This window comes from Chromobacterium sp. (assembly GCF_041912965.1).
Classification (GTDB): Bacteria; Pseudomonadota; Gammaproteobacteria; order Burkholderiales; family Chromobacteriaceae; genus Chromobacterium; species Chromobacterium aquaticum.
In genome coordinates this window covers 63,896-82,047 of sequence record NZ_JAYSGF010000007.1, presented here as the reverse complement: position 1 = coordinate 82,047, position 18,152 = coordinate 63,896, and the positions used below count along the sequence as shown (strand labels likewise).

The 18,152-nt window shown below is 66.5% G+C and carries 17 protein-coding genes; 14 read left to right on the top strand and 3 right to left on the bottom strand.

The features are described from left to right. Positions 1-238: 238 nt before the first annotated feature. Positions 239-850, bottom strand: coding sequence for a M15 family metallopeptidase (locus ACE3QM_RS05610; protein WP_048410618.1), 612 nt, complete (start codon positions 848-850; stop codon positions 239-241). A 2-nt stretch (positions 851-852) separates the two neighbouring features. Further along, the gene (locus ACE3QM_RS05605) at positions 853-2,091 is read right to left on the bottom strand and encodes a D-amino acid dehydrogenase (protein WP_374420818.1); all 1,239 of its coding nucleotides are present in this window, start codon (positions 2,089-2,091) and stop codon (positions 853-855) included. 130 nt (positions 2,092-2,221) lie between these two features. Here ACE3QM_RS05605 and ACE3QM_RS05600 point away from each other — a divergent pair, with 130 nt between their 5' ends. From ACE3QM_RS05600 to ACE3QM_RS05555, 10 genes are all read left to right on the top strand, one after another. Next, positions 2,222-3,802: an ABC transporter substrate-binding protein gene (locus ACE3QM_RS05600; RefSeq protein ID WP_374420816.1), complete on the top strand. Its 1,581-nt coding sequence runs from the start codon at positions 2,222-2,224 to the stop codon at positions 3,800-3,802. After that, positions 3,790-4,767 (top strand): succinylglutamate desuccinylase/aspartoacylase family protein, encoded by a 978-nt coding sequence (locus ACE3QM_RS05595; protein ID WP_374420814.1) that lies wholly within the window; start codon positions 3,790-3,792, stop codon positions 4,765-4,767. Before ACE3QM_RS05600 ends, ACE3QM_RS05595 begins: the two co-directional genes overlap by 13 nt. Positions 4,768-5,064: 297 nt before the next feature. Further along, complete coding sequence (locus tag ACE3QM_RS05590) at positions 5,065-5,253, top strand: DUF1843 domain-containing protein (protein WP_048410621.1); 189 nt, start codon at positions 5,065-5,067, stop codon at positions 5,251-5,253. Positions 5,254-5,299: 46 nt separating this feature from the next. Continuing rightward, entirely contained in the window at positions 5,300-5,923 is a 624-nt protein-coding gene (locus tag ACE3QM_RS05585) for a DUF1842 domain-containing protein (protein ID WP_048410622.1), read from the top strand. Between the two features lie 45 nt (positions 5,924-5,968). After that, positions 5,969-6,571, top strand: coding sequence for a DUF1842 domain-containing protein (locus ACE3QM_RS05580; protein ID WP_048410623.1), 603 nt, complete (start codon positions 5,969-5,971; stop codon positions 6,569-6,571). A gap of 67 nt (positions 6,572-6,638) precedes the next feature. Then, on the top strand, positions 6,639-8,105 hold the full coding sequence (locus ACE3QM_RS05575) for a GDL motif peptide-associated radical SAM/SPASM maturase (RefSeq protein WP_231462325.1): 1,467 nt from the start codon (positions 6,639-6,641) through the stop codon (positions 8,103-8,105). Positions 8,106-8,318: 213 nt separating this feature from the next. Beyond that, positions 8,319-9,320 (top strand): substrate-binding domain-containing protein, encoded by a 1,002-nt coding sequence (locus ACE3QM_RS05570; protein WP_048410625.1) that lies wholly within the window; start codon positions 8,319-8,321, stop codon positions 9,318-9,320. Positions 9,321-9,521: 201 nt separating this feature from the next. After that, positions 9,522-10,049: a gluconokinase gene (gene gntK, locus ACE3QM_RS05565; protein WP_048410626.1), complete on the top strand. Its 528-nt coding sequence runs from the start codon at positions 9,522-9,524 to the stop codon at positions 10,047-10,049. 1 nt (position 10,050) lies between these two features. Beyond that, positions 10,051-11,388 (top strand): gluconate transporter, encoded by a 1,338-nt coding sequence (gene gntU / locus ACE3QM_RS05560; protein ID WP_231462320.1) that lies wholly within the window; start codon positions 10,051-10,053, stop codon positions 11,386-11,388. Between the two features lie 132 nt (positions 11,389-11,520). Next, positions 11,521-12,402, top strand: coding sequence for a GGDEF domain-containing protein (locus ACE3QM_RS05555; RefSeq protein ID WP_048410678.1), 882 nt, complete (start codon positions 11,521-11,523; stop codon positions 12,400-12,402). 12 nt (positions 12,403-12,414) lie between these two features. On the opposite strand, the gene ACE3QM_RS05550 is transcribed toward ACE3QM_RS05555, so the two are convergent. Next, positions 12,415-13,233, bottom strand: coding sequence for a hypothetical protein (locus ACE3QM_RS05550; RefSeq protein WP_374420809.1), 819 nt, complete (start codon positions 13,231-13,233; stop codon positions 12,415-12,417). A 422-nt stretch (positions 13,234-13,655) separates the two neighbouring features. Here ACE3QM_RS05550 and dhbC point away from each other — a divergent pair, with 422 nt between their 5' ends. The 4 genes from dhbC to ACE3QM_RS05530 are packed head-to-tail and all read left to right on the top strand — an operon-like array spanning position 13,656 to position 18,152. Next, on the top strand, positions 13,656-14,840 hold the full coding sequence (dhbC, locus tag ACE3QM_RS05545; protein WP_374420807.1) for an isochorismate synthase DhbC: 1,185 nt from the start codon (positions 13,656-13,658) through the stop codon (positions 14,838-14,840). Next, positions 14,837-16,483 (top strand): (2,3-dihydroxybenzoyl)adenylate synthase, encoded by a 1,647-nt coding sequence (locus ACE3QM_RS05540; protein ID WP_374420805.1) that lies wholly within the window; start codon positions 14,837-14,839, stop codon positions 16,481-16,483. The genes dhbC and ACE3QM_RS05540 overlap by 4 nt, the downstream gene beginning before the upstream one ends. Then, positions 16,480-17,361, top strand: coding sequence for an isochorismatase family protein (locus tag ACE3QM_RS05535; protein WP_048410631.1), 882 nt, complete (start codon positions 16,480-16,482; stop codon positions 17,359-17,361). Before ACE3QM_RS05540 ends, ACE3QM_RS05535 begins: the two co-directional genes overlap by 4 nt. Continuing rightward, positions 17,358-18,152, top strand: a complete 795-nt coding sequence (locus tag ACE3QM_RS05530) for a 2,3-dihydro-2,3-dihydroxybenzoate dehydrogenase (RefSeq protein WP_166451735.1) — start codon at positions 17,358-17,360, stop codon at positions 18,150-18,152. The genes ACE3QM_RS05535 and ACE3QM_RS05530 overlap by 4 nt, the downstream gene beginning before the upstream one ends.

Here is an 18,152-nt window from a genome sequence, read left to right as displayed (position 1 = left end):
AACCTGTTCACGATCTGCTGCGCGTCGGCGATACGGCGTTGAAGCCGTCCTCGAAATGCTCATGTACCATGTGTACACTCCGCTTTCTCAGCCGCATGGCCTTGTCTCGCCTTAGCTCGCGAGATCGTGAACAGGCGCTAAGGATAAGGCCAACGGCCATATTGCCTGAAAATTCGCGGTTTGCTAAATGCCTGCCGGGTATAAAGCCGCCAGCGCGGCGGCATTAGCGCGGATCCGTCTACTCGATCAGCAGCATATGGGCGCGCACCCAGTTGCGCTCCGCCGCCTCGAAATGCCACCACTCGGTGGCGATGCCGTAAAAGCCGGCCTCCAGCATGCAGCCGCGCAGCAACAGGCGATTGTCCAGCTGCGCCGCGCTCAGCCGCCCGGTCCGCGTCAGCTCCGGCTCGCGCTGCGGCTGGGCCAGTTCGGTGAAGTCGTCGAACCCGGTGCCCATGTCCAGCTCGCGCCCCTCCGCGTCCTCCACGCTCAGGTCCACCGCCATGCCGAAGCTGTGAATCGAGCCGCGCGCCGGATCGGCCACATAAATGCGCTGCGGCGTGTCCTTGACGATATCCCACAGCACCCGCTGCACCCGCCCCGGGCGTAGCGCGTCGAACACCCGCAGCCGGTACCCCGGCCGCTGCAGGCTCAGCGCCCGCGCCGCCTGGGACAGTTGCTCGGCGGCGCGACGGTGCAGCAAGGCCGGCGCCGCGTCGCCGTACAGATTGCGCCCAACGAAATTGTTGGCGCAGGCATAGCGCAAATCCAGCCGCACGCCGTCGATATCGGCTATCGACAGATACTCCGGATGCGCCGCCAACTCTTCCATGCGGATTACCGCGCTCATCATCACTCTCCTCCGCCTTCTCTCGCCGCCATGGCCTGGGCCAGTTGTTCAGCGCTGCCCAGCGCCAGCGTAAAACCCAGTGCGCCGTGACCCAGGTTCAGCCAAAGATTGGCCGGACCGCCGCGTGCGCGGCCAATCAAGGGCAGGCCGTCCGGCGTTGCCGGCCGCAGCCCCGCCCACTCCTCCGCCTGTTCCAGTCTCCCCGCTTGCGGCCAATCGCGCGCCAACTGCCGCCGCAAGCCAGCCAAGCGCACCGGGTCCGGACGCTCCTCGTAGCCAACCAAGTCCGCGATGGCAGCCACCCGCAAGCGTCCGCCTATCGGCGCGTACAGTGTCTTGCGCTCGAAATCGGTGACGCTGAGACTGGGCTGCGCCGCGCCCGCCGGCATGTCCAAGCTATAGCCCTTCAATGGATACAGCGGCAGCCGCAGGCCCAGTTTGCGCGCCAGCCCCGCGCCGCCGATACCGGCGGCCAACACCAGATGCCGGCAAGACAACGCCTCGCCGGACAATAAAACCCGGCTTATCCGCCCCTGGGCCAGCTCGAAGCCGCAGACCTCCTGGCCAAAGCGAAACTCTACATCCAAGCCCTCCTCGCGTATCCGCCGCTGCATGGCCTGGCAAAACAGGCGGCAATCCGCCACTTCCTCATCCGGAGTATGCACGCCGCCGGCCAGCGCGCCGTCGAAGCCGGCCAAGGCGGGCTCCAGCGCCAGGCAGGCGTGCGCATCCAGCAACTGCTGGCGCGCGCCCAAGGCGCGCAGACGCTCCACGCCACTGCGCGCGCGCTCCAACGCCGCGGCGCTGCGAAACAACACCAGCTTGCCATTGCGCCGCCAGGCGAAGCCATCCAGCCCATCGGCGCGCAGCGCGTCCAGCGCCAGGTGACTTGCTTGCGCCAAGCGCCATAGGCTAGCGGTGCCGGCGCGGTTGGCGCGGTCGCTGCAAGCCAGCAGGAAGCGCCACAGCCACAGCCATTGCGCCGGATCGCAACGCAGGCGCAAACGCATCGGCGCGTCCCGATCCCATAGCCAGGCCAAGGCCTTGGCCGGCACCCCGGCGTCGGCCAGCGGCGCGACATAGCTATAGCTCAGTTGACCGCCGTTGGCGTGACTGGCCCCGGCCGCCACCTGATCATGGCGCTCCAGCAAGGTCACCGGCCAGCCGGCGCGCGCCAGCCGCCACGCGCCGCACAAGCCGATCACGCCGCCGCCTATGATCAGTACTCTATCCCCGTTCATGCCCCATCCTCTCGCGCCGCCACCGGTCGTCGCGTCTCGTGCAAACCGGCCAGGCGGCCTAGCCCATGGACCGGCAAGCGCAACTGACGGACAATTCACTCGCCGCGAACAAGAACTCAGGATAGCGTAAATGACAAGTTCAAGCCTCCCCCTCTCCCTGTTGTTGGCCTTAGCCTTGCCCGCCGCCGCGCAGGCGGCCAAGCCGCTGGTGTTCTGCGCCGAGGCGGCGCCGGAAGGCTTCGACCCGGCAATGTGGGATACCGCGTCCACTTACAATATCGCCAAGCCCATCTTCCAGGGCCTGACCGAATTCAAGCGCGGCGGCGTGGCGTTGCGGCCGGGGCTGGCGGAAAGCTGGAGCGTTTCCGCCGACGGATTGGAGTACACCTTCAAGCTGCGCCGCGGCGTCAAATTCCATAGCACCGATTACTTCAAGCCCAGCCGCGACTTCTCCGCCGATGACGTGGTCTTCACCGTAGAGCGCTGGATCCGCCCCGACGCGCCGTTCAACCAGGCCTTCAAGACGCCTCTGACCGGGCCGGACGGCTATGGCCTGAGCAAATTGATCGTCTCGGTGCAAAAACTGGACGCGCATGGCGTCAAGATCCGGCTCAAGGAGCGCAACGCCACCTTCCTGACCTTCTTCGCGATGGGTTTCGCCGGCATGCAATCGGCGGAATACGCCCAGCAACTGCTCAACTCTGGCAAGCCGCAGCAGATCAATCTGCTGCCCATCGGCACCGGCCCCTACCGCTTCAAGAGCTACGCCAAGGACTCGACCGTGCGCTACGAGGCCAACCCTCAGTACTGGGGCGCGCCGCAGAAAACCCGCAGCCTGATTTTCGCCATCGTCACCGATCCGCAAGTGCGCACCCAGAAATTGAAAGCCAATGAGTGCCAAGTGGCCGCCGCGGTGCGCGAGGCCGATCTGGACAGCTTGAGCGCCGACAAGAACATCCGGATCGCCTCCACCGGCGCCAGCAATATCTCTTACCTGGCCTACAACCTGAAACGGCCGCAATTCGCCAAGCGCGAAGTGAGGGTGGCGCTGGACATCGCCATCAACCGCGACGCTCTGTTCAAGGCGCTATTCCCCAAGGGCGGCGCCACCCAGGCGGTCAACCCCTATCCGCCGTCCACCTGGAGCTGGAACCCCAAGACCCACAACGAATACAACCCGGCCAAGGCCAAGGCGCTGCTGGCCCAGGCCGGCTACCCCCAAGGCTTCACCGTCAATCTGTGGGCGCTGCCGGTGCAGCGCCCGACCAATCCCAACGGCAAGCTGATGGCGCAGATGATCCAGCAGGATTGGGCCAGGATAGGCGTCAAGGCGAATATCCAGAGCTATGAATGGGGCGAATACCTGAAACGCGCCGCCGCCGGCGAACACGATGTCTATATGTCCGGTCTGACCAGCAATTCCGGCGATCCCGACGATTTCCTGTGGAACACGCTGTCCTGCAGCGTCAGCAAGGGCGGCCAGCGTTTCTGCAATCCGGAATTCGACAAGCTGCTGCAGCTTGGCCGCCAAACCAGCGAACAGAGCCGGCGCGCGCAGTATTATCTGCAGGCGCAGGAAATCTTCAAGCGCGAACGGCCATGGATCACCATGGCGCATTCGCGCATCTACATCCCGCTGCGCAATAATGTGCAAGATTTCGTGATGAATCCCAACGGCTCTTTCGACTTCGAGAACGTATGGCTGAAATAGACCCTAGCTGGCCACAATGCTTCGCCAGCCACCGCTATCAGGCGCCGCGCCCCGGCCCGAGCCTGATCGTCACCGGCGCAGTGCACGGTAATGAGCACTGCGGCACGCTGGCGATCCGCCGCGTGATGGCAGAGCTGGAACAAGGCGCGCTGGCCTTGCGCTCCGGCCGACTGACCCTGGTCCCGGTGAGCAACCCGCTGGCTTTCCGGCTGAAGCAGCGCGGCGGCGAGCGCAATCTGAACCGCAAGCTCGCGCCCTGCGCCAAGCCTGCCGATTTCGAGGACCATGTCGCCAACTGGCTATGCCCCTTGCTGTCCGAGCATGAGGTGCTGCTGGATCTACACTCTTTCCAGTCCCAGGGCCAGCCCTTCGTATTTCTCGGCCCGCGCGACAATGCCGGCGAGTTGGAACCGTTCGCGCACTCGGCAGAGGAAGAGGCGCTGGCGCAGCGGCTGGGCGTGGGCCGCGCGGCGGACGGCTGGCTGTCCACTTACGCGCTGGGCGTGGAGCGGCGCCGCCGGCGCCCGGCCGGCGACGCGCGGCAGCCGGTGCCGGACGACGACCCCCGCTACGGCGTGGGCACCACCGAATACATGCGTCAGCAAGGTGGCTGGGCGCTGACGCTGGAATGCGGCCAGCACGACGACCCGGCCGCGCCGCTCGTCGCCTACCAGGCCATCGTCAACACCCTGGCCCATCTGGGCATGCTGGACGCGCCGCCGCCCGCGGCCGGGCCTCTGGAGGCGCTCAGCCTGTACGAGGTGGTGGACAAGCTGGACGAGGCCGACCGCTTCGCCCGCGACTGGGCCAGCTTCGACGCGGTGAGCAAGGACGAACTGATAGGCTGGCGTGCCGATGGCAGCCCGGTGACGGCGCTGGACGACGGACGCATCGTGTTCCCCAATCCCAAGGCGCCGGCCGGCCAGGAGTGGTTTTATCTGGCCAGGGCTTCCTCCCGCTTCTGAGAACATGTTTACGCTCCGCCGCGTGTCAGGCGCGGCATGGTAATGCGCTACTTCAGAATGCCCATGCTGCGCATGGGCATTTCGCTTTTCAAGCCCGGCTCCCAACACCATTCAACCCGGCTCAGCATTTCCACTTAAGTATTTGTTTTTCATAAAAACCACCATTTAGGCCAGCACACCCCCACCCCCAACTGCTACACCGATAAGCACTGCCGCGCCGCCGGCAGCCGCTGCCGCGGATGGCCGCCCCTGGCCGCCCGCCCTCCCCAACCCACTCAGCGCAAGGAAGTGAACACCATGAGCCATCTTCCCACGCATCAAACGCTGCCCTATGGCGTGGCCATCCATCAAGCGATCGCCGAAGGCAATCTGGCGCAGATGAAAACCTTGCTGGAGCAAGGCGAGCAGCATTTGCACCAATACGGCGATCTGCACGCAGCAGTCGAACAACTGAAGCTGGAAATCACTCGTCTGGAACGGCGCTGAGCGCCGCGCCGCCCGAGGCATCCCTCATTCTTGTCTTGGAGGTCTTATGTCAGGCAATACGCAGACTGAAATCGGATTGTTCCCCGTCAGCTACCTCATCGGCACCAATCTGGAAGGTGCTCCGACGCTGCTCTTGAACCTGCTGGTGGCGCCGCCCAAGCACTCGGTGACCGGCAGCGCCCACATCGTCAATCACAGCACTCATCCAGCGCTGAACGTGCACTCCCACGTCCACGGCGATTACACCTATCTGACCGTGATGCCGCCCAGCGAGGGCCGCATCCTGATCACCGCCCAAGGGCACAGCGGCAATACGCCCAACTTCAAGCTGCACCTGGTGCTGAACCACGACTGGAAGCAAGGCATCGCCAATTACAGCTATTTCAACGGCTCCGCGTGGGTGGAGGTGGACAATGTGCCCGCCAAACTCAATCCAGAACTGAAATCGCGCTATTTCCCGCTGCCGCTGGAACCCGGCCCGGTGATTCTGCCCAACCCACCCATCATGGCCTTGTATGGCGTGCCCATCCAAAGCGCCATCGCCAGCGGCGATCTGGCCCACATGAAAACGCTGGCCGCTTACGCCAGACAGCAACTGGACGCCCAGCCGCAACTGCGCAAGGAGCTGGATGCGCTGAAGGCTGAAATCGCCAAGCTGGACCGCAAATAAGCAGGCGCGCGCGCCGATTCGTTTCCATTCGTCAAGGAGTGCTCCATGTCAGCAACAGGATTGTTCCATGTCCGTTACATCGTTTCCCAACCGGTGCTGGGCGCGCCGGTCCTGACCCTGGATTTGCTGGTCGACACGCCGCAGAAAAAGGTCAGCGGCCACGCCAGCATCACCCAGAGCGTCAGCCCGCCCTTGCAGTTCCAGGCCAATGTCTGGGGCCATTACAGCCAGGCCAAGCTGGACCCGTCCGCCGAGCATCACATCGTGCTGTCGCTGGACGGCAGCCCCAGCTCGCCCAATAGCCAGATCGCGGAAACCTTCCATCTGCAAGGGATACTCGATCAGGACTGGCAAGACGGCAACGCCAGCTATCGCTTCTTCTATCAGGATGCCTGGCACACCGTCGCTCACGCCATCGTCACCGAGGCGCCAGCCGTGCATCCGGAGCCGCGTTCCGGCAGCAAGCCCTACCCCCATCCCATCCCGCTATACGCCGCCGCGCTGCAGCAGTCGCGCAGCAGCGACAATCTGGCGCAGATGAAGTCGCTGGCCGGCCAGGCGGAAGAGCAGTTGAAGCAGCACGACAATATCGAAGCCGCGCTGAAACAGCTGCATGCCGAAATCGCCCGCCTCGAAGGCCGGCATTGAACGGCGTCGCACGCTAAGTCCAGGGGCGTCCAGCGGACGCTCCTCGCCCTTTCTCAAGGACCCGCTCATGCTAGACGACAGCCCCGCCGTCCGCCCGGCCCGCTATCTGGACGACGAAGACTTCAAGCGCTATGTCCCGGTGCACGTGGTTTGGGAAATCACGCTGGCCTGTGACCTGAAATGCCTGCATTGCGGCTCGCGCGCCGGCCACCGCCGCCCCAATGAGCTGTCCACCGCCGAATGCCTGCAGGTGATAGACGCGCTGGCGGCGCTGGGCACCCGCGAGATCACCCTGATCGGCGGTGAAGCCTATCTGCGCAAGGACTGGACCCAGTTGATCCGCGCCATCCGCGGCCACGGCATGTATTGCGCGATCCAGACCGGAGGCCGCAACCTGAACCCTGCCCGGCTGCAGCAGGCGATAGACGCCGGCCTCAACGGCGTAGGCGTGTCGCTGGACGGGCTAGCGCCCTTGCACGACAAGGTGCGCAATGTGCCGGGCGCCTTCGACAAGGCGGTGGACGCCTTGCGCCGCGCCAAGGCCGCCGGCCTCGCCGTCAGCGTCAACACCCAGATCGGCGCCGCCACCATGCCGGACCTGCCGGCGCTGATGGATCAGATCATCGAGCTGGGCGCCACCCATTGGCAGATCCAGCTGACGGTGGCGATGGGCAATGCAGTGGATCACGATGAATTGCTGCTGCAGCCCTACCAATTGCTGGAACTGATGCCCTTGCTGGCGCGGCTGTACCGCGAAGGCGTGGATCGCGGCCTGCTGATGAATGTGGGCAATAATATCGGCTACTACGGCCCGTACGAGCGGCTGTGGCGCGGCTTCGGCGACGAGCGCGTGCACTGGAGCGGCTGCGCCGCCGGCCAGACCGTGCTGGCGCTGGAGGCCGACGGCACCGTCAAGGGCTGTCCGTCGCTGGCCACCGTCGGCTTTGCCGGCGGCAATGTACGCGACATGAGCCTGGACGATATCTGGCATCACAGCGAGGGCATCCACTTTGGCCGGCTGCGCTCGGTGGACGATTTGTGGGGCTATTGCCGCGGCTGCTATTACAACGATATCTGCCGCGGCGGCTGCACCTGGACCTCGCATTCGCTGCTGGGCAAGCCCGGCAACAACCCCTACTGCCACTACCGCGCGCTGGAATTGGAAAAACAGGGCTTGCGCGAGCGCATCGTCAAGCTGCAGGACGCGGCGCCGGCCTCCTTCGCCGTCGGCCGCTTCGACCTGATCACCGAGGACATCGCCAGCGGCCAGGAAGTCAGCCGCATCAGCCGCAGCGGCCAGGTCATTGCGCTGACCTGGAAAAACAAGGGCAAGACCGCGCCGCGCGAGGGCCGGCCGCCGGCCAAGCTGGCGCTGTGCCGACAGTGCCAACAATACATCCACCCGGACGAGACCTGTTGTCCGCACTGCGCGGCCGATATCGCCGCCGCCGAGCGCGACTACCAGCAGGAGCACGCCAGGCGCCTGCAAGTGATGGACAATCTACGTCGGCTGCTGGGCCTTGCCGCCGATTAAGCGCGGCCAAGTCAGGCATGAATGGCGGGCGACGACGCGGCCGCTCGCCGTTTTATGCCAAAAAACTGGATTGTGTCGCTATTCCCATCCTCTGGCCATAGCTGTCTCGGCGAAAATCGGTCTACAATCGCGGATTGCCTTGCAACGCCGCCACAGGAGCCGATGCCAGCATGAACCGTTTGATCCCGCCCCCGGAAACCACCGGCCCGCGCCATGAGCGATAAGCCGCGCCGCCCGTCGTTGCAGGACATAGCCGACAAGGTCGGCACCTCCAAGATGACGGTCAGCCGCTATCTGCGCGACGCCAATCAAGTCTCCGACGCCACCGGCCAGCGCATCGCCCACGCGATGGAGCAATTGGGCTACATCCCCAACCGGGTGCCCGATCTGCTGGCCCGCGCCAAGAGCCGCGCCATTGGCGTGCTGCTGCCATCCATGTCCAACCAGGTGTTTTCCAGCCTGGTCCACGGCATAGAAGCGGTGACGCGCGACGCCGACTACCACACCCTGTACGGCCATTACTGCTACGACATCGAGCAGGAAACCCGACAGGTGGAGCAACTGCTGTCCTTCCAGGTGGACGGGCTGATCCTGTGCGAGACCCTTCATTCGGAACGCACCTTGCGCATGCTGCAAGTGGCCGCGATCCCGGTGGTGGAGGTGATGGAATTGCCGGCAACGCCGGTGGACCTGGCGGTGGGCCTGGACCACCAGGCCGCGGCGGAGGACATGACGCGGCTGATGATAGAGCGCGGCAAGCGACGCATCGCCTATCTTGCCGCCCGCCTGGACCGCCGCACCCGCTTGCGCGCGGCTGGCTATCGCGCGGCGATGGAGCAGGCTGGCCTGGAGCCGCTGGAGATCCAGACCGAGCAGCATTCCAGCTTCCAGTTGGGGGGCGAGATGCTGCGCCAGGCGCTGGAACAGGCGCCGGACCTGGATGGCGTGTTCTGCACCAATGACGACATCGCCGCCGGCGCGCTGCTGGCGGCCCAGGCGATGCAGCTGGCCGTGCCGCAACGGCTGGCGGTGGCCGGCTTCAACGCGCTGGACATCGGCGACGCGCTGCACCCCGTGCTCGCCAGCGTGGTCACCCCGCGCGAAGCCATAGGCCGGCTGGCCGCGCAGCGCCTGCTCGGCCGCATCCACGGCCAGCGTTACGCCGATGCGGTAGTGGACCTGGGCTACACGCTGCGCCAGGGCGGCAGCATCTAGGCGCGGGCCGGAATGCAACAGCCGCGCCGGCCAAAACCGTCCACTCCATCAATGACTTAAAACGACAGCCCGGCGCTGGATCAAGGCCGGGCATCAAAACGCTTGCCCGCCGCAGCGAAAGCCTACATATTGTCAGCACGCTAGATGTTACCGGTAACAAATAGATAATCCTCAACACAGCAACAAACCTGGAGCGGCGTCATGAGTTCCATTCCACATCGTGTTTATGTTTTGATGGGCGTTTCCGGCTGCGGCAAGTCCGCGCTGGCCGCGCGGCTGGCGCATTGCCTGCCATGCGCCGTGCTGGACGGCGATTTCCTGCACCCGCGCGCCAATATCGACAAGATGGCCGCCGGCGTGCCGCTGGATGACGCCGACCGCCATCCCTGGCTGGCCGCGCTCAGCGACGCCGCCTACGCCATGCAGCGCAGCAACCCGCTGTCCATCATCGTCTGCTCCGCGCTGAAGCGGCAGTACCGCGACCAGCTGCGCGCCGGCAATCCGCAGCTGTCCTTTCTGTATCTGAAAGGCGATTTCGAACTGATTCTGCAAAGACTGCGGACGCGGCAAGGACATTTCCAGAAAGCCGACATGCTGGCGTCCCAGTTCGCCGCGCTGGAAGAACCCGGCTCAGACGAAGGCGATGTCCATGCGCTGGACATCAGCCGGCCGCTGGACGAGGTGGCCGCCAGCGCCGTCCAATGGATCCAATCTCGACAGGACAACTGATATGCAGACCTTGCTGCTGGTATTGACCGCGCTAGGCTCGGTCTGCTTACTGCTGTTGCTGGTGATGAAGGCGCGCATGCATGCCTTCGTCGCGCTGATGCTGGTGTCGATAGGCGCCGGCCTGGCCTCCGGCATGCCGGTGGAGAAAATCGCCGACACCATGCAAAAGGGCATGGCCGGCACGCTGGGCTTTCTCGCCGTGGTGGTGGCGCTGGGTGCGATGTTCGGCAAGATCCTGCATGAAACCGGCGCGCTGGACCAGATCGCCGACCGGCTGCTGAACCGCTTCGGCGAACGGCGCGCGCATTACGCGCTGGGCGTGGCCGGCCTGATCTGCGCGCTGCCGCTGTTCTTCGACGTCGCCATCGTGCTGCTGATCGGCGTGGTGTTCGCGGTGGCGCGCCGCACCGGCGACAATGTGGTCAAGCTGGCCGTGCCCTTGTTCGCCGGCGTGGCGGCGGCGGCGGCCTTCCTGCTGCCTGGACCCACCCCTATGCTGCTGGCTTCGCAGATGCAGGCGGATTTCGGCTGGATGATCCTCATAGGGCTGGCGGCGGCGATTCCCGGCATGCTGCTGGCCGGCCCGCTGTTCGGCGGCTTCATCAGCCGCCACGTGTCGCTGACCCTGCCGGAGGAAATCAGCCGCCCGACGCTGGACCCGGCGCGCATGCCCTCCTTCGGCTTCAGCCTGGCGCTGGTGCTGTTTCCGCTGGCCATGGTCGCCTGCAAGACCCTGGGCAGCCACCTGGCCGCGCCCGGCTCCGCCGCCCAGCACTGGCTGCAATTCATCGGCCACCCCTTTAGCGCCATCCTCGCCGCCTGCCTGATCGCGATCTACGGACTGGCGCTGCCGCGCGGCATGAGCAAGGACCAGATCATGCAGATTTGCAACGCAGCCCTGCAGCCGGCCGGCATCATCCTATTGGTGACCGGCGCCGGCGGCGTGTTCAAGCAGGTGCTGGTGGATTCCGGCGTGGGGCCGGCGCTGGGCGGCGCGCTGATCGGCGCCGGCCTGCCCATCGCCGTCGCCTGCTTCGCGCTGGCGGCCGCGGTGCGGGTGATACAGGGCTCGGCCACCGTCGCCTGCCTGACCACGGTGGGCCTGGTGCTGCCGGCCATCGAGACCATGGGCCTGTCCGGCGCGCAATTGGCGGCGCTATCCATCTGCATCGCCGGCGGCTCCATCGTGCTCAGCCACGTCAACGATTCCGGCTTCTGGCTGTTTGGCAAATTCACCGGCGCCAACGAGGCTCAGACACTGAAAACCTGGTCATTGATGGAAACCATACTCGGCACCACCGGCGCGCTGGTCGGCATCGCGGCCTTCGCCCTGCTGTGAGAAGCCTCCACGCGTCGGCGACGCGGCGTTGAAAACGGCGGCCGAGCTTGGCAAGCGCGGCCGCCGGATACGATACTGACAAGAAACTCGGCGGAATCGGCCAGCGCCATGACGGACGACATCTTTCCTTCCATGCTTGCCTTATTGCACGACAGCGCGACCCTGGTCGCGCTGTTCGACCAGCATGATGTACTGCGCTACGCCAACCCGGCCTTCCGCCATGCCTTCGACCTTACACCGACGGAAAGCCTGAGCTGGAGCGAACTGATGCGGCGCAACCACCTGCGCGGGCAAGGCGCGCGCATTGAAACCGACGATATCGAAACCTGGCTGCGCTCCGCTTGTTCACGCCGCGGCAAGCTGCCCTATCGCGCTTTCGAAGCCGATTTGCGCGATGGCCGCTGGATGTGGATGAGTGAAACCATGAGCGCGAACGGCTGGATGCTGTGCCAGGCCAGCGAGATCACCGAATTGCGCGCCGACCGGCGCGCGCTGCGCCAGGAGCGTGATGTCGCGCTGCGCGCCGCCCAGACCGACCCGATGACGGGCATCAGCAACCGCACCCATCTGATGCAATTGCTGGAACTGCTGCTGCAACGCCAGCGCGGCCAGCACGCGCCGGCTTGCCTCGCCATCCTGGACCTGGACCACTTCAAGCGCATCAACGATCAGGAAGGCCACCCGGCCGGCGATCAGGTCATCCGCAGCTTCGTCCACACCGTGCGCGGCCTGCTGCGCCAGCGTGACGGTTTCGGCCGGCTGGGCGGCGAGGAATTCATGATTCTGCTGCCGCACACCATGCTGGCCGACGCCGAGGCGCGCTGCGGCCGAGTGCTGGCCGCAGTACGCGCCGATCGGCCGCTGGCCGCCAAGCCGGAGCTGGGCTACAGCTGTTCCATCGGTCTCACCACGCTGCGCCGGGACGACGATATCGCCGCCTGCTACGCGCGGGCGGACGAAGCCCTCTATCATGCCAAGGGCAGCGGGCGCGATTGCCTGAGCAGCACGGTTTAAGCGGCAGGCGGCTCAGGCGATCGCGTCCAGCCGCTCCGCCTCGCGCCAGCGCTCAAAGCGCTGCTGCGCCGCCGCCACGCTGCTTGCCGTCAGCACCAGGCCGCCGCAGGCCGGATGCCAAGCGTCGGCGCCGCCCGCCGTCTCGTCCAGCACCAGCAGATGCGGCGCTTCGTCCCCCGCCATGCCCGGCGCCAGCAGCAAGGCGCCATCCGGATTGCCCGCGCTTTCCACCAAGCCCACCCGCCCGTCGCCGAGCAACATGGGGAAGCGATGGCTGGCGGCTACCGCCTGGCGCGCATCGCGCCCGATCTGGCGCTTGTCGCCGCCCAACTCCAACAGCACCGGGCACGGCAGCGCCGAGGCCAGCTCACGATGGATCTGGCTCTCTATCACCGTCGGCGGCAAGCACGCGGCGCTGACCAGATCGCCCAGATAAGCCATCGCATTGGGCTGCACCAATTCATGCGCCACCGGCACGCCCGCCGCCAGGCAGTGCAGATAGGCGCGCCGCCGCTCCAGCAAGGCCTGCCGACCCCAGGCCGGCGCCGGCTCGGCCCAGGCTTGCGCCAGCACGCCCCAGCCGCTTTCCCGCGCCAACCAGGCGCCCAACCGCTGCGCCTGCTCCAGCAAGGCGTTCAAAGGCAGGCGCAGCAGCAACAAGCGCTGCCCGCCCGCTCCGTTCACCGCCGTCTGCGCCAGCCGGCGGCCGCGCGCCACCACGCCGCGCGCCTCCTGGTCCGGCGCCGCGTCGGCCATCAACTCCCGCGGCGAGGGCAAACGCCGCAAACCAGCCGGCTCCATCGCCTGCGTACCATTGGGTGCATCGTCCATACTGCCGCTGCTTTCCGAATACATCGTCATTCTCCGTCCCGACCCGCCATGCGGGCGCTTCAATTTGCGGTTACGATATTTTTATTGAGAATGATTGTCAATTGCATTTTAATGAAAACACCCAAACCGCTCCGCATAATGAGCCCGCCCCCAGCCTCGCGCGCCAAGGCGAAACCAGCACCTGCGGAGCAGGTCGGCGGCTGAACATTCTGAGCCGGTTCTCCGCACGCGCTGCCGGCTTTGAGCCACTGCCAAGCAGCCCCTCGCCAGCGGGCGGCGCGTCGTTTCAGGCCAAAAATGTGGAATCAATATCATCTGAATGCAATATCACCGTATTGCAATAGATAACGATTATCATTTATATTCGGCCTCGACGCTCAAACCGAGCCCCTCCCACCGACACAGTGGACCCAGGAATAGCGATGAACCAAACCTCACTCGACCCCGCCTATCGCGGCGAACACAATCTGTTGGCCGCCTACCAGGCCGATTCCGCCTTCTTCTTCGCCTCGCCATGCCACACCCTGCTGGCCGAGGGCATCCAGCAAGTGATCACCGACACCGACCCCAGCGCCGCCATCGCCGCCGCGCTGGCCGCCCAGCCGGACCCGGCCCAGGCCGTGGTGGTCGGCGCCATCCCCTTCATGCCGGAACAACAGCCGTGGCTGTTCGTGCCGCGGCAAGTGCGCCGCGCCGACGCGCTGCGTCAGGAACAGCGCAGCGCGCTGCGCCAGCCGCTGCAAGCCGATTGCCAATTGACGCCGCAGCCGGCGCCGGCCGCCTACTGCCAGGGCGTCAGCGACGCGCTGGCCCGCATCGGCAGCGGCGCGCTGGATAAAGTGGTGCTGTCGCGCACCTTAGAGCTTTCCGCCGAGCAGGCCATAGACCAGCGTCAATTGCTGCTCAATCTGGCCAGCCAGAACCAGCACGGCTACACCTTCGCCGTACAGCTGAGCGCGGATGGCGCGCCGCGCCGCGCGCTGATGGGCGCCAGCCCGGAACTACTGCTGGCGCGCTACGGCCGGCAAGTGATCACCAATCCCTTGGCCGGCTCCGCCGCGCGCAGCCCGGACCCGGCGGAAGACCGCCGCCGCGCCGACGCGCTGCTGGAATCCGGCAAGGACTTGTTCGAGCACAAGCTGGTGATCGACGCCGTGGTCGAGGCGCTGGCGCCGTACTGCCGCAATCTGCAAGTGCCGGCCGGTCCGTCCCTGGTGTCCACCGCCACCATGTGGCATCTGTCCACCCGCATCAGCGGCGAACTGATCGACCCGGCGGTGGGCTCCTTCGAACTGGCTCGCGCGCTGCACCCCACTCCGGCGGTGTGCGGTTTCCCGGCGGACCCCGCTCGCAGCCTGATCCGCGAGATCGAACCCTTCGACCGCGGCTTCTTCACCGGCATGGTGGGCTGGTGCGACGGCAACGGTGACGGCGAATGGGCGGTCACCATCCGCTGCGCCGAAATCGCCGAACGCAAGCTGCGCCTGTTCGCCGGCGCCGGCATCGTCACCGGCTCGCTGCCGGAAAGCGAGCTGGCCGAAACCGCAGCCAAATTCCGCACCATGCTGCGCGCGATGGGCCTGGCCGACCTGGCGGAGGCGGCATGAGCGAGCAACGACTGGACTGGACGCCGTGGCCTGAAGACTTCGCCCGCCGCTACCGCGAGGCCGGCTATTGGCAAGGCCAGACCCTGTTTTCCATGCTGGCGGCCCAGGCCGAGCAGCAGCCGGAAAAACTGGCGCTGGTGGCCGGCAAGCAGCGGCTGAACTACCGCGAACTCAAGCTCTACGCCGAACGCCTGGCCGCCGGCCTGTACGCGCGCGGCCTGCGCCCCGGCCAGCGCGCCGTGGTGCAGCTGCCCAATTGCGCCGAGTTCTTCATCGTCGCCTTCGCGCTGTTCCGCCTCGGCATGCTGCCGGTGTTCGCTTTGCCGGCGCACCGCCGCGCCGAAGTGTCCTACTTCTGCCAGCACACCGATGCCGCGGTCTATATCTGCGCCGATCAGCACGCCGGCTTCGACTACCGAACGCTGGCGGCCGAACTGCTGCCGCTGGCCCCCTCGCTGCAGCAGGTGATCGTGGCCGGCGACGCCGGCGACCACACCCCGCTCAACAGCCTCTATCTGATGGACCAGCCCTTGCCGGCGGAGCCGGACCCCAGCGGCCTGGCCTTCTTCCAGCTCTCCGGCGGCAGCACCGGCGTGCCCAAGCTGATTCCGCGCACCCATGACGACTATCTGTACAGCTTCGCCGCCAGCGCCGAGATCTGCGGCCTGAGCCGCGACAGCGTCTATCTGTGCGTGCTGCCGGCCGGCCACAACTTCCCGATGAGCTCGCCCGGCAGCTTCGGCGTGTTCCACGCCGGCGGCACCGTGGTGCTGGCCTCCGGCCCCAGCGTCGACGAATCATTTGCCCTGATCGAGGCCGAGGCCGTCACCATCGCCGCGCTGGTGCCGCCGCTGGTGCCGCTGTGGCTGGACGCCGCCGCCAAGCAGCCGGGCAAGCTGGCCAGCCTGCGCCTGCTGCAAGTGGGCGGCGCCAAGTTCGGCCCCGAGCTCGCCGCCCGCGTCGAACCCGCGCTCGGCTGCAAGCTGCAGCAGGTGTTCGGCATGGCCGAAGGCCTGGTCAACTACACCCGGCTGGACGACGGCCCGGAACGGGTGCTGCACACCCAGGGCCGGCCGATCAGCGCCGACGACGAAGTGCGCATCGTCGACGACGAGGACCAGCCGGTGGCGCCGGGCGAAGTCGGCCATCTGCTGACGCGCGGCCCTTACACCATCCGCGGCTACTGGCGCGCCGCCGACCACAATCAGCGCGCCTTCACCGCCGACGGCTTCTACCGCACCGGCGATCTGGTGAGCATGAACGCCGACGGCTATCTGACGGTGGAAGGCCGCGCCAAGGACCAGATCAACCGCGGCGGCGAGAAAATCTCGGCCGAGGAAGTGGAAAACCATCTGCTCGCCCACCCGCTGGTGCGCGATGTCGCCATCGTGGCGATGAGCGACCCCTATCTGGGCGAACGCTCCTGCGCCTTCATCATCCCGCGCGAGCAACAGGCAATCCGCCTGCCCCAGGTGGCCGCCTTCCTGCGCGAGCGCGGCCTCGCCGCCTACAAGATTCCGGACCGGCTGGAGCTGGTCGACACCCTGCCGCAAACCAGCGTCGGCAAGGTCAGCAAGAAAACCCTGCGCCAGATGCTGGAACAGAAACTGGCCGCGCAGCCCACCCAAAGGTCACAAGCATGAGCATTCCCCGCATCGCCCCCTACGCCATCCCGTCGCAACTGCCGGACAACCGCGTCAACTGGACGGTGGCGCCGCAGCGCGCCGCGCTGCTAATCCACGACATGCAGGAATACTTCCTGGATTTCTATGACCGCGACGCCGAGCCGGTGGCCACCGCGCTGCGCAATATCGCCGCCATCCGCGCGCGCTGCCGCGAGCTGAACATCCCGGTGTTCTACACCGCCCAGCCGGCGGAACAGGCCGACAGCGACCGTGGCCTGCTCAACGATATGTGGGGCCCCGGCCTGCCGGCGCGTCCGGAACGCCACCCCATCGTCGCCAGCCTGAGCCCGGCCGCCGACGACACCGTGCTGACCAAGTGGCGCTACAGCGCCTTCCAGCGCTCGCCCTTCCTCAACCTGCTGCGCCAGCAAGGCCGCGACCAGCTGATCATCTGCGGCATCTACGCCCACATCGGCTGCATGAGCACCGCGCTGGACGCCTTCATGTACGACATCCAGCCCTTCTTCGTCGCCGACGGCCTGGCCGACTTCTCCGCCGATCGCCACGCGATGGCGCTGGAATACGTGGCCCAGCGCTGCGGCGTGACCCTGGACAGCCAGCGCCTGCTGGGCCAATTGGCCGCCCCCGCCAGCGCCGCGCCCAGCGCGGAAGCGCTGCGCGCCGCCATCGCCGAACTGCTGCAGCAGCCGGCCAGCGACATCGGCCTGGACGACAATCTGCTGGACTGGGGCCTGGACTCCATCCGCCTGATGAGCTTGCTGGAACAATGGCGCGCGCTGGGCGCGGAAATCGACTTCATCGAACTGGCGCAACAACCCACCGTCAACGCCTGGCAGGCGCTGCTGGCGCGCCAGCTGGACGGAGCCGCCGCATGAGCGCCAGCTACCCGGAATTCCACGGCCGGCTGGCCGTGGTCAGCGGCGCGGCCCAGGGCATAGGCGCGGCGCTGGCGCGCTCGCTGGCGGACCAGGGCTGCCGCGTGGCGGCGCTGGACCTGCGCGCCGACGGCCTGCAGCAGCTGGCGCTGCACACGCCGGCCCACGCCGACGGCCGCATCATCCCGCTGCCGCTGGACATCCGCGACGGTGCGGCGGTGGAGCAAGCGGTGGCGCGCATCGAAGACGAGATCGGCGCCATCGACATGCTGGCCAATGTCGCCGGCGTGCTGCGCCTGGGCACGGTGGAACAGCTCAGCGACGAGGACTGGCTGCAGAGTTTCGCCGTCAACACCCACGGCGTGTTCTTCCTCAGCCGCGCGGTGGCGCGGCGCATGCAGGCGCGCCGCCAGGGCGGCATCGTCACCGTCGGCTCCAACGCCGCCGAAGTGCCGCGCACCCAGATGGCGGCCTACGCCGCGTCCAAGGCCGCCACCACCCAGTTCAGCAAGTGCCTGGGCCTGGAGCTGGCCGAATTCGGCGTGCGTTGCAACATCGTGTCGCCCGGCTCCACCGATACCGCGATGCAGCGCCAGCTGTGGAGCGACGACGCCATCCCGCCGGCCATCCTGCAAGGCTCGCTGGAGCAGTACCGCACCGGCATCCCGCTGCAACGCATCGCCGCGCCGCAGGATGTGGCCAATGCAGCGCTGTTCCTGCTGTCGGATCAGGCGCGCCACATCACGCTGCATAATCTGTACGTGGACGGCGGCGCGACGCTGGGGATCTGA

Bases quoted from the DNA above. Each gene is read 5' to 3' on its own strand.
- ACE3QM_RS05585 (WP_048410622.1), top strand. From the start codon at position 5,300: ATGTCAGGCAATACGCAGACTGAAATCGGATTGTTCCCCGTCAGCTAC.
- ACE3QM_RS05530 (WP_166451735.1), top strand. From the start codon at position 17,358: ATGAGCGCCAGCTACCCGGAATTCCACGGCCGGCTGGCCGTGGTCAGC.
- ACE3QM_RS05575 (WP_231462325.1), top strand. From the start codon at position 6,639: ATGCTAGACGACAGCCCCGCCGTCCGCCCGGCCCGCTATCTGGACGAC.
- ACE3QM_RS05535 (WP_048410631.1), top strand. From the start codon at position 16,480: ATGAGCATTCCCCGCATCGCCCCCTACGCCATCCCGTCGCAACTGCCG.
- ACE3QM_RS05595 (WP_374420814.1), top strand. From the start codon at position 3,790: ATGGCTGAAATAGACCCTAGCTGGCCACAATGCTTCGCCAGCCACCGC.
- ACE3QM_RS05580 (WP_048410623.1), top strand. From the start codon at position 5,969: ATGTCAGCAACAGGATTGTTCCATGTCCGTTACATCGTTTCCCAACCG.
- ACE3QM_RS05540 (WP_374420805.1), top strand. From the start codon at position 14,837: ATGAGCGAGCAACGACTGGACTGGACGCCGTGGCCTGAAGACTTCGCC.
- ACE3QM_RS05555 (WP_048410678.1), top strand. From the start codon at position 11,521: ATGCTTGCCTTATTGCACGACAGCGCGACCCTGGTCGCGCTGTTCGAC.
- gntU (WP_231462320.1), top strand. From the start codon at position 10,051: ATGCAGACCTTGCTGCTGGTATTGACCGCGCTAGGCTCGGTCTGCTTA.
- ACE3QM_RS05550 (WP_374420809.1), bottom strand. From the start codon at position 13,233: ATGGACGATGCACCCAATGGTACGCAGGCGATGGAGCCGGCTGGTTTG.
- gntK (WP_048410626.1), top strand. From the start codon at position 9,522: ATGAGTTCCATTCCACATCGTGTTTATGTTTTGATGGGCGTTTCCGGC.
- ACE3QM_RS05590 (WP_048410621.1), top strand. From the start codon at position 5,065: ATGAGCCATCTTCCCACGCATCAAACGCTGCCCTATGGCGTGGCCATC.
- ACE3QM_RS05610 (WP_048410618.1), bottom strand. From the start codon at position 850: ATGAGCGCGGTAATCCGCATGGAAGAGTTGGCGGCGCATCCGGAGTAT.
- ACE3QM_RS05605 (WP_374420818.1), bottom strand. From the start codon at position 2,091: ATGAACGGGGATAGAGTACTGATCATAGGCGGCGGCGTGATCGGCTTG.
- ACE3QM_RS05570 (WP_048410625.1), top strand. From the start codon at position 8,319: ATGAGCGATAAGCCGCGCCGCCCGTCGTTGCAGGACATAGCCGACAAG.
- dhbC (WP_374420807.1), top strand. From the start codon at position 13,656: ATGAACCAAACCTCACTCGACCCCGCCTATCGCGGCGAACACAATCTG.
- ACE3QM_RS05600 (WP_374420816.1), top strand. From the start codon at position 2,222: ATGACAAGTTCAAGCCTCCCCCTCTCCCTGTTGTTGGCCTTAGCCTTG.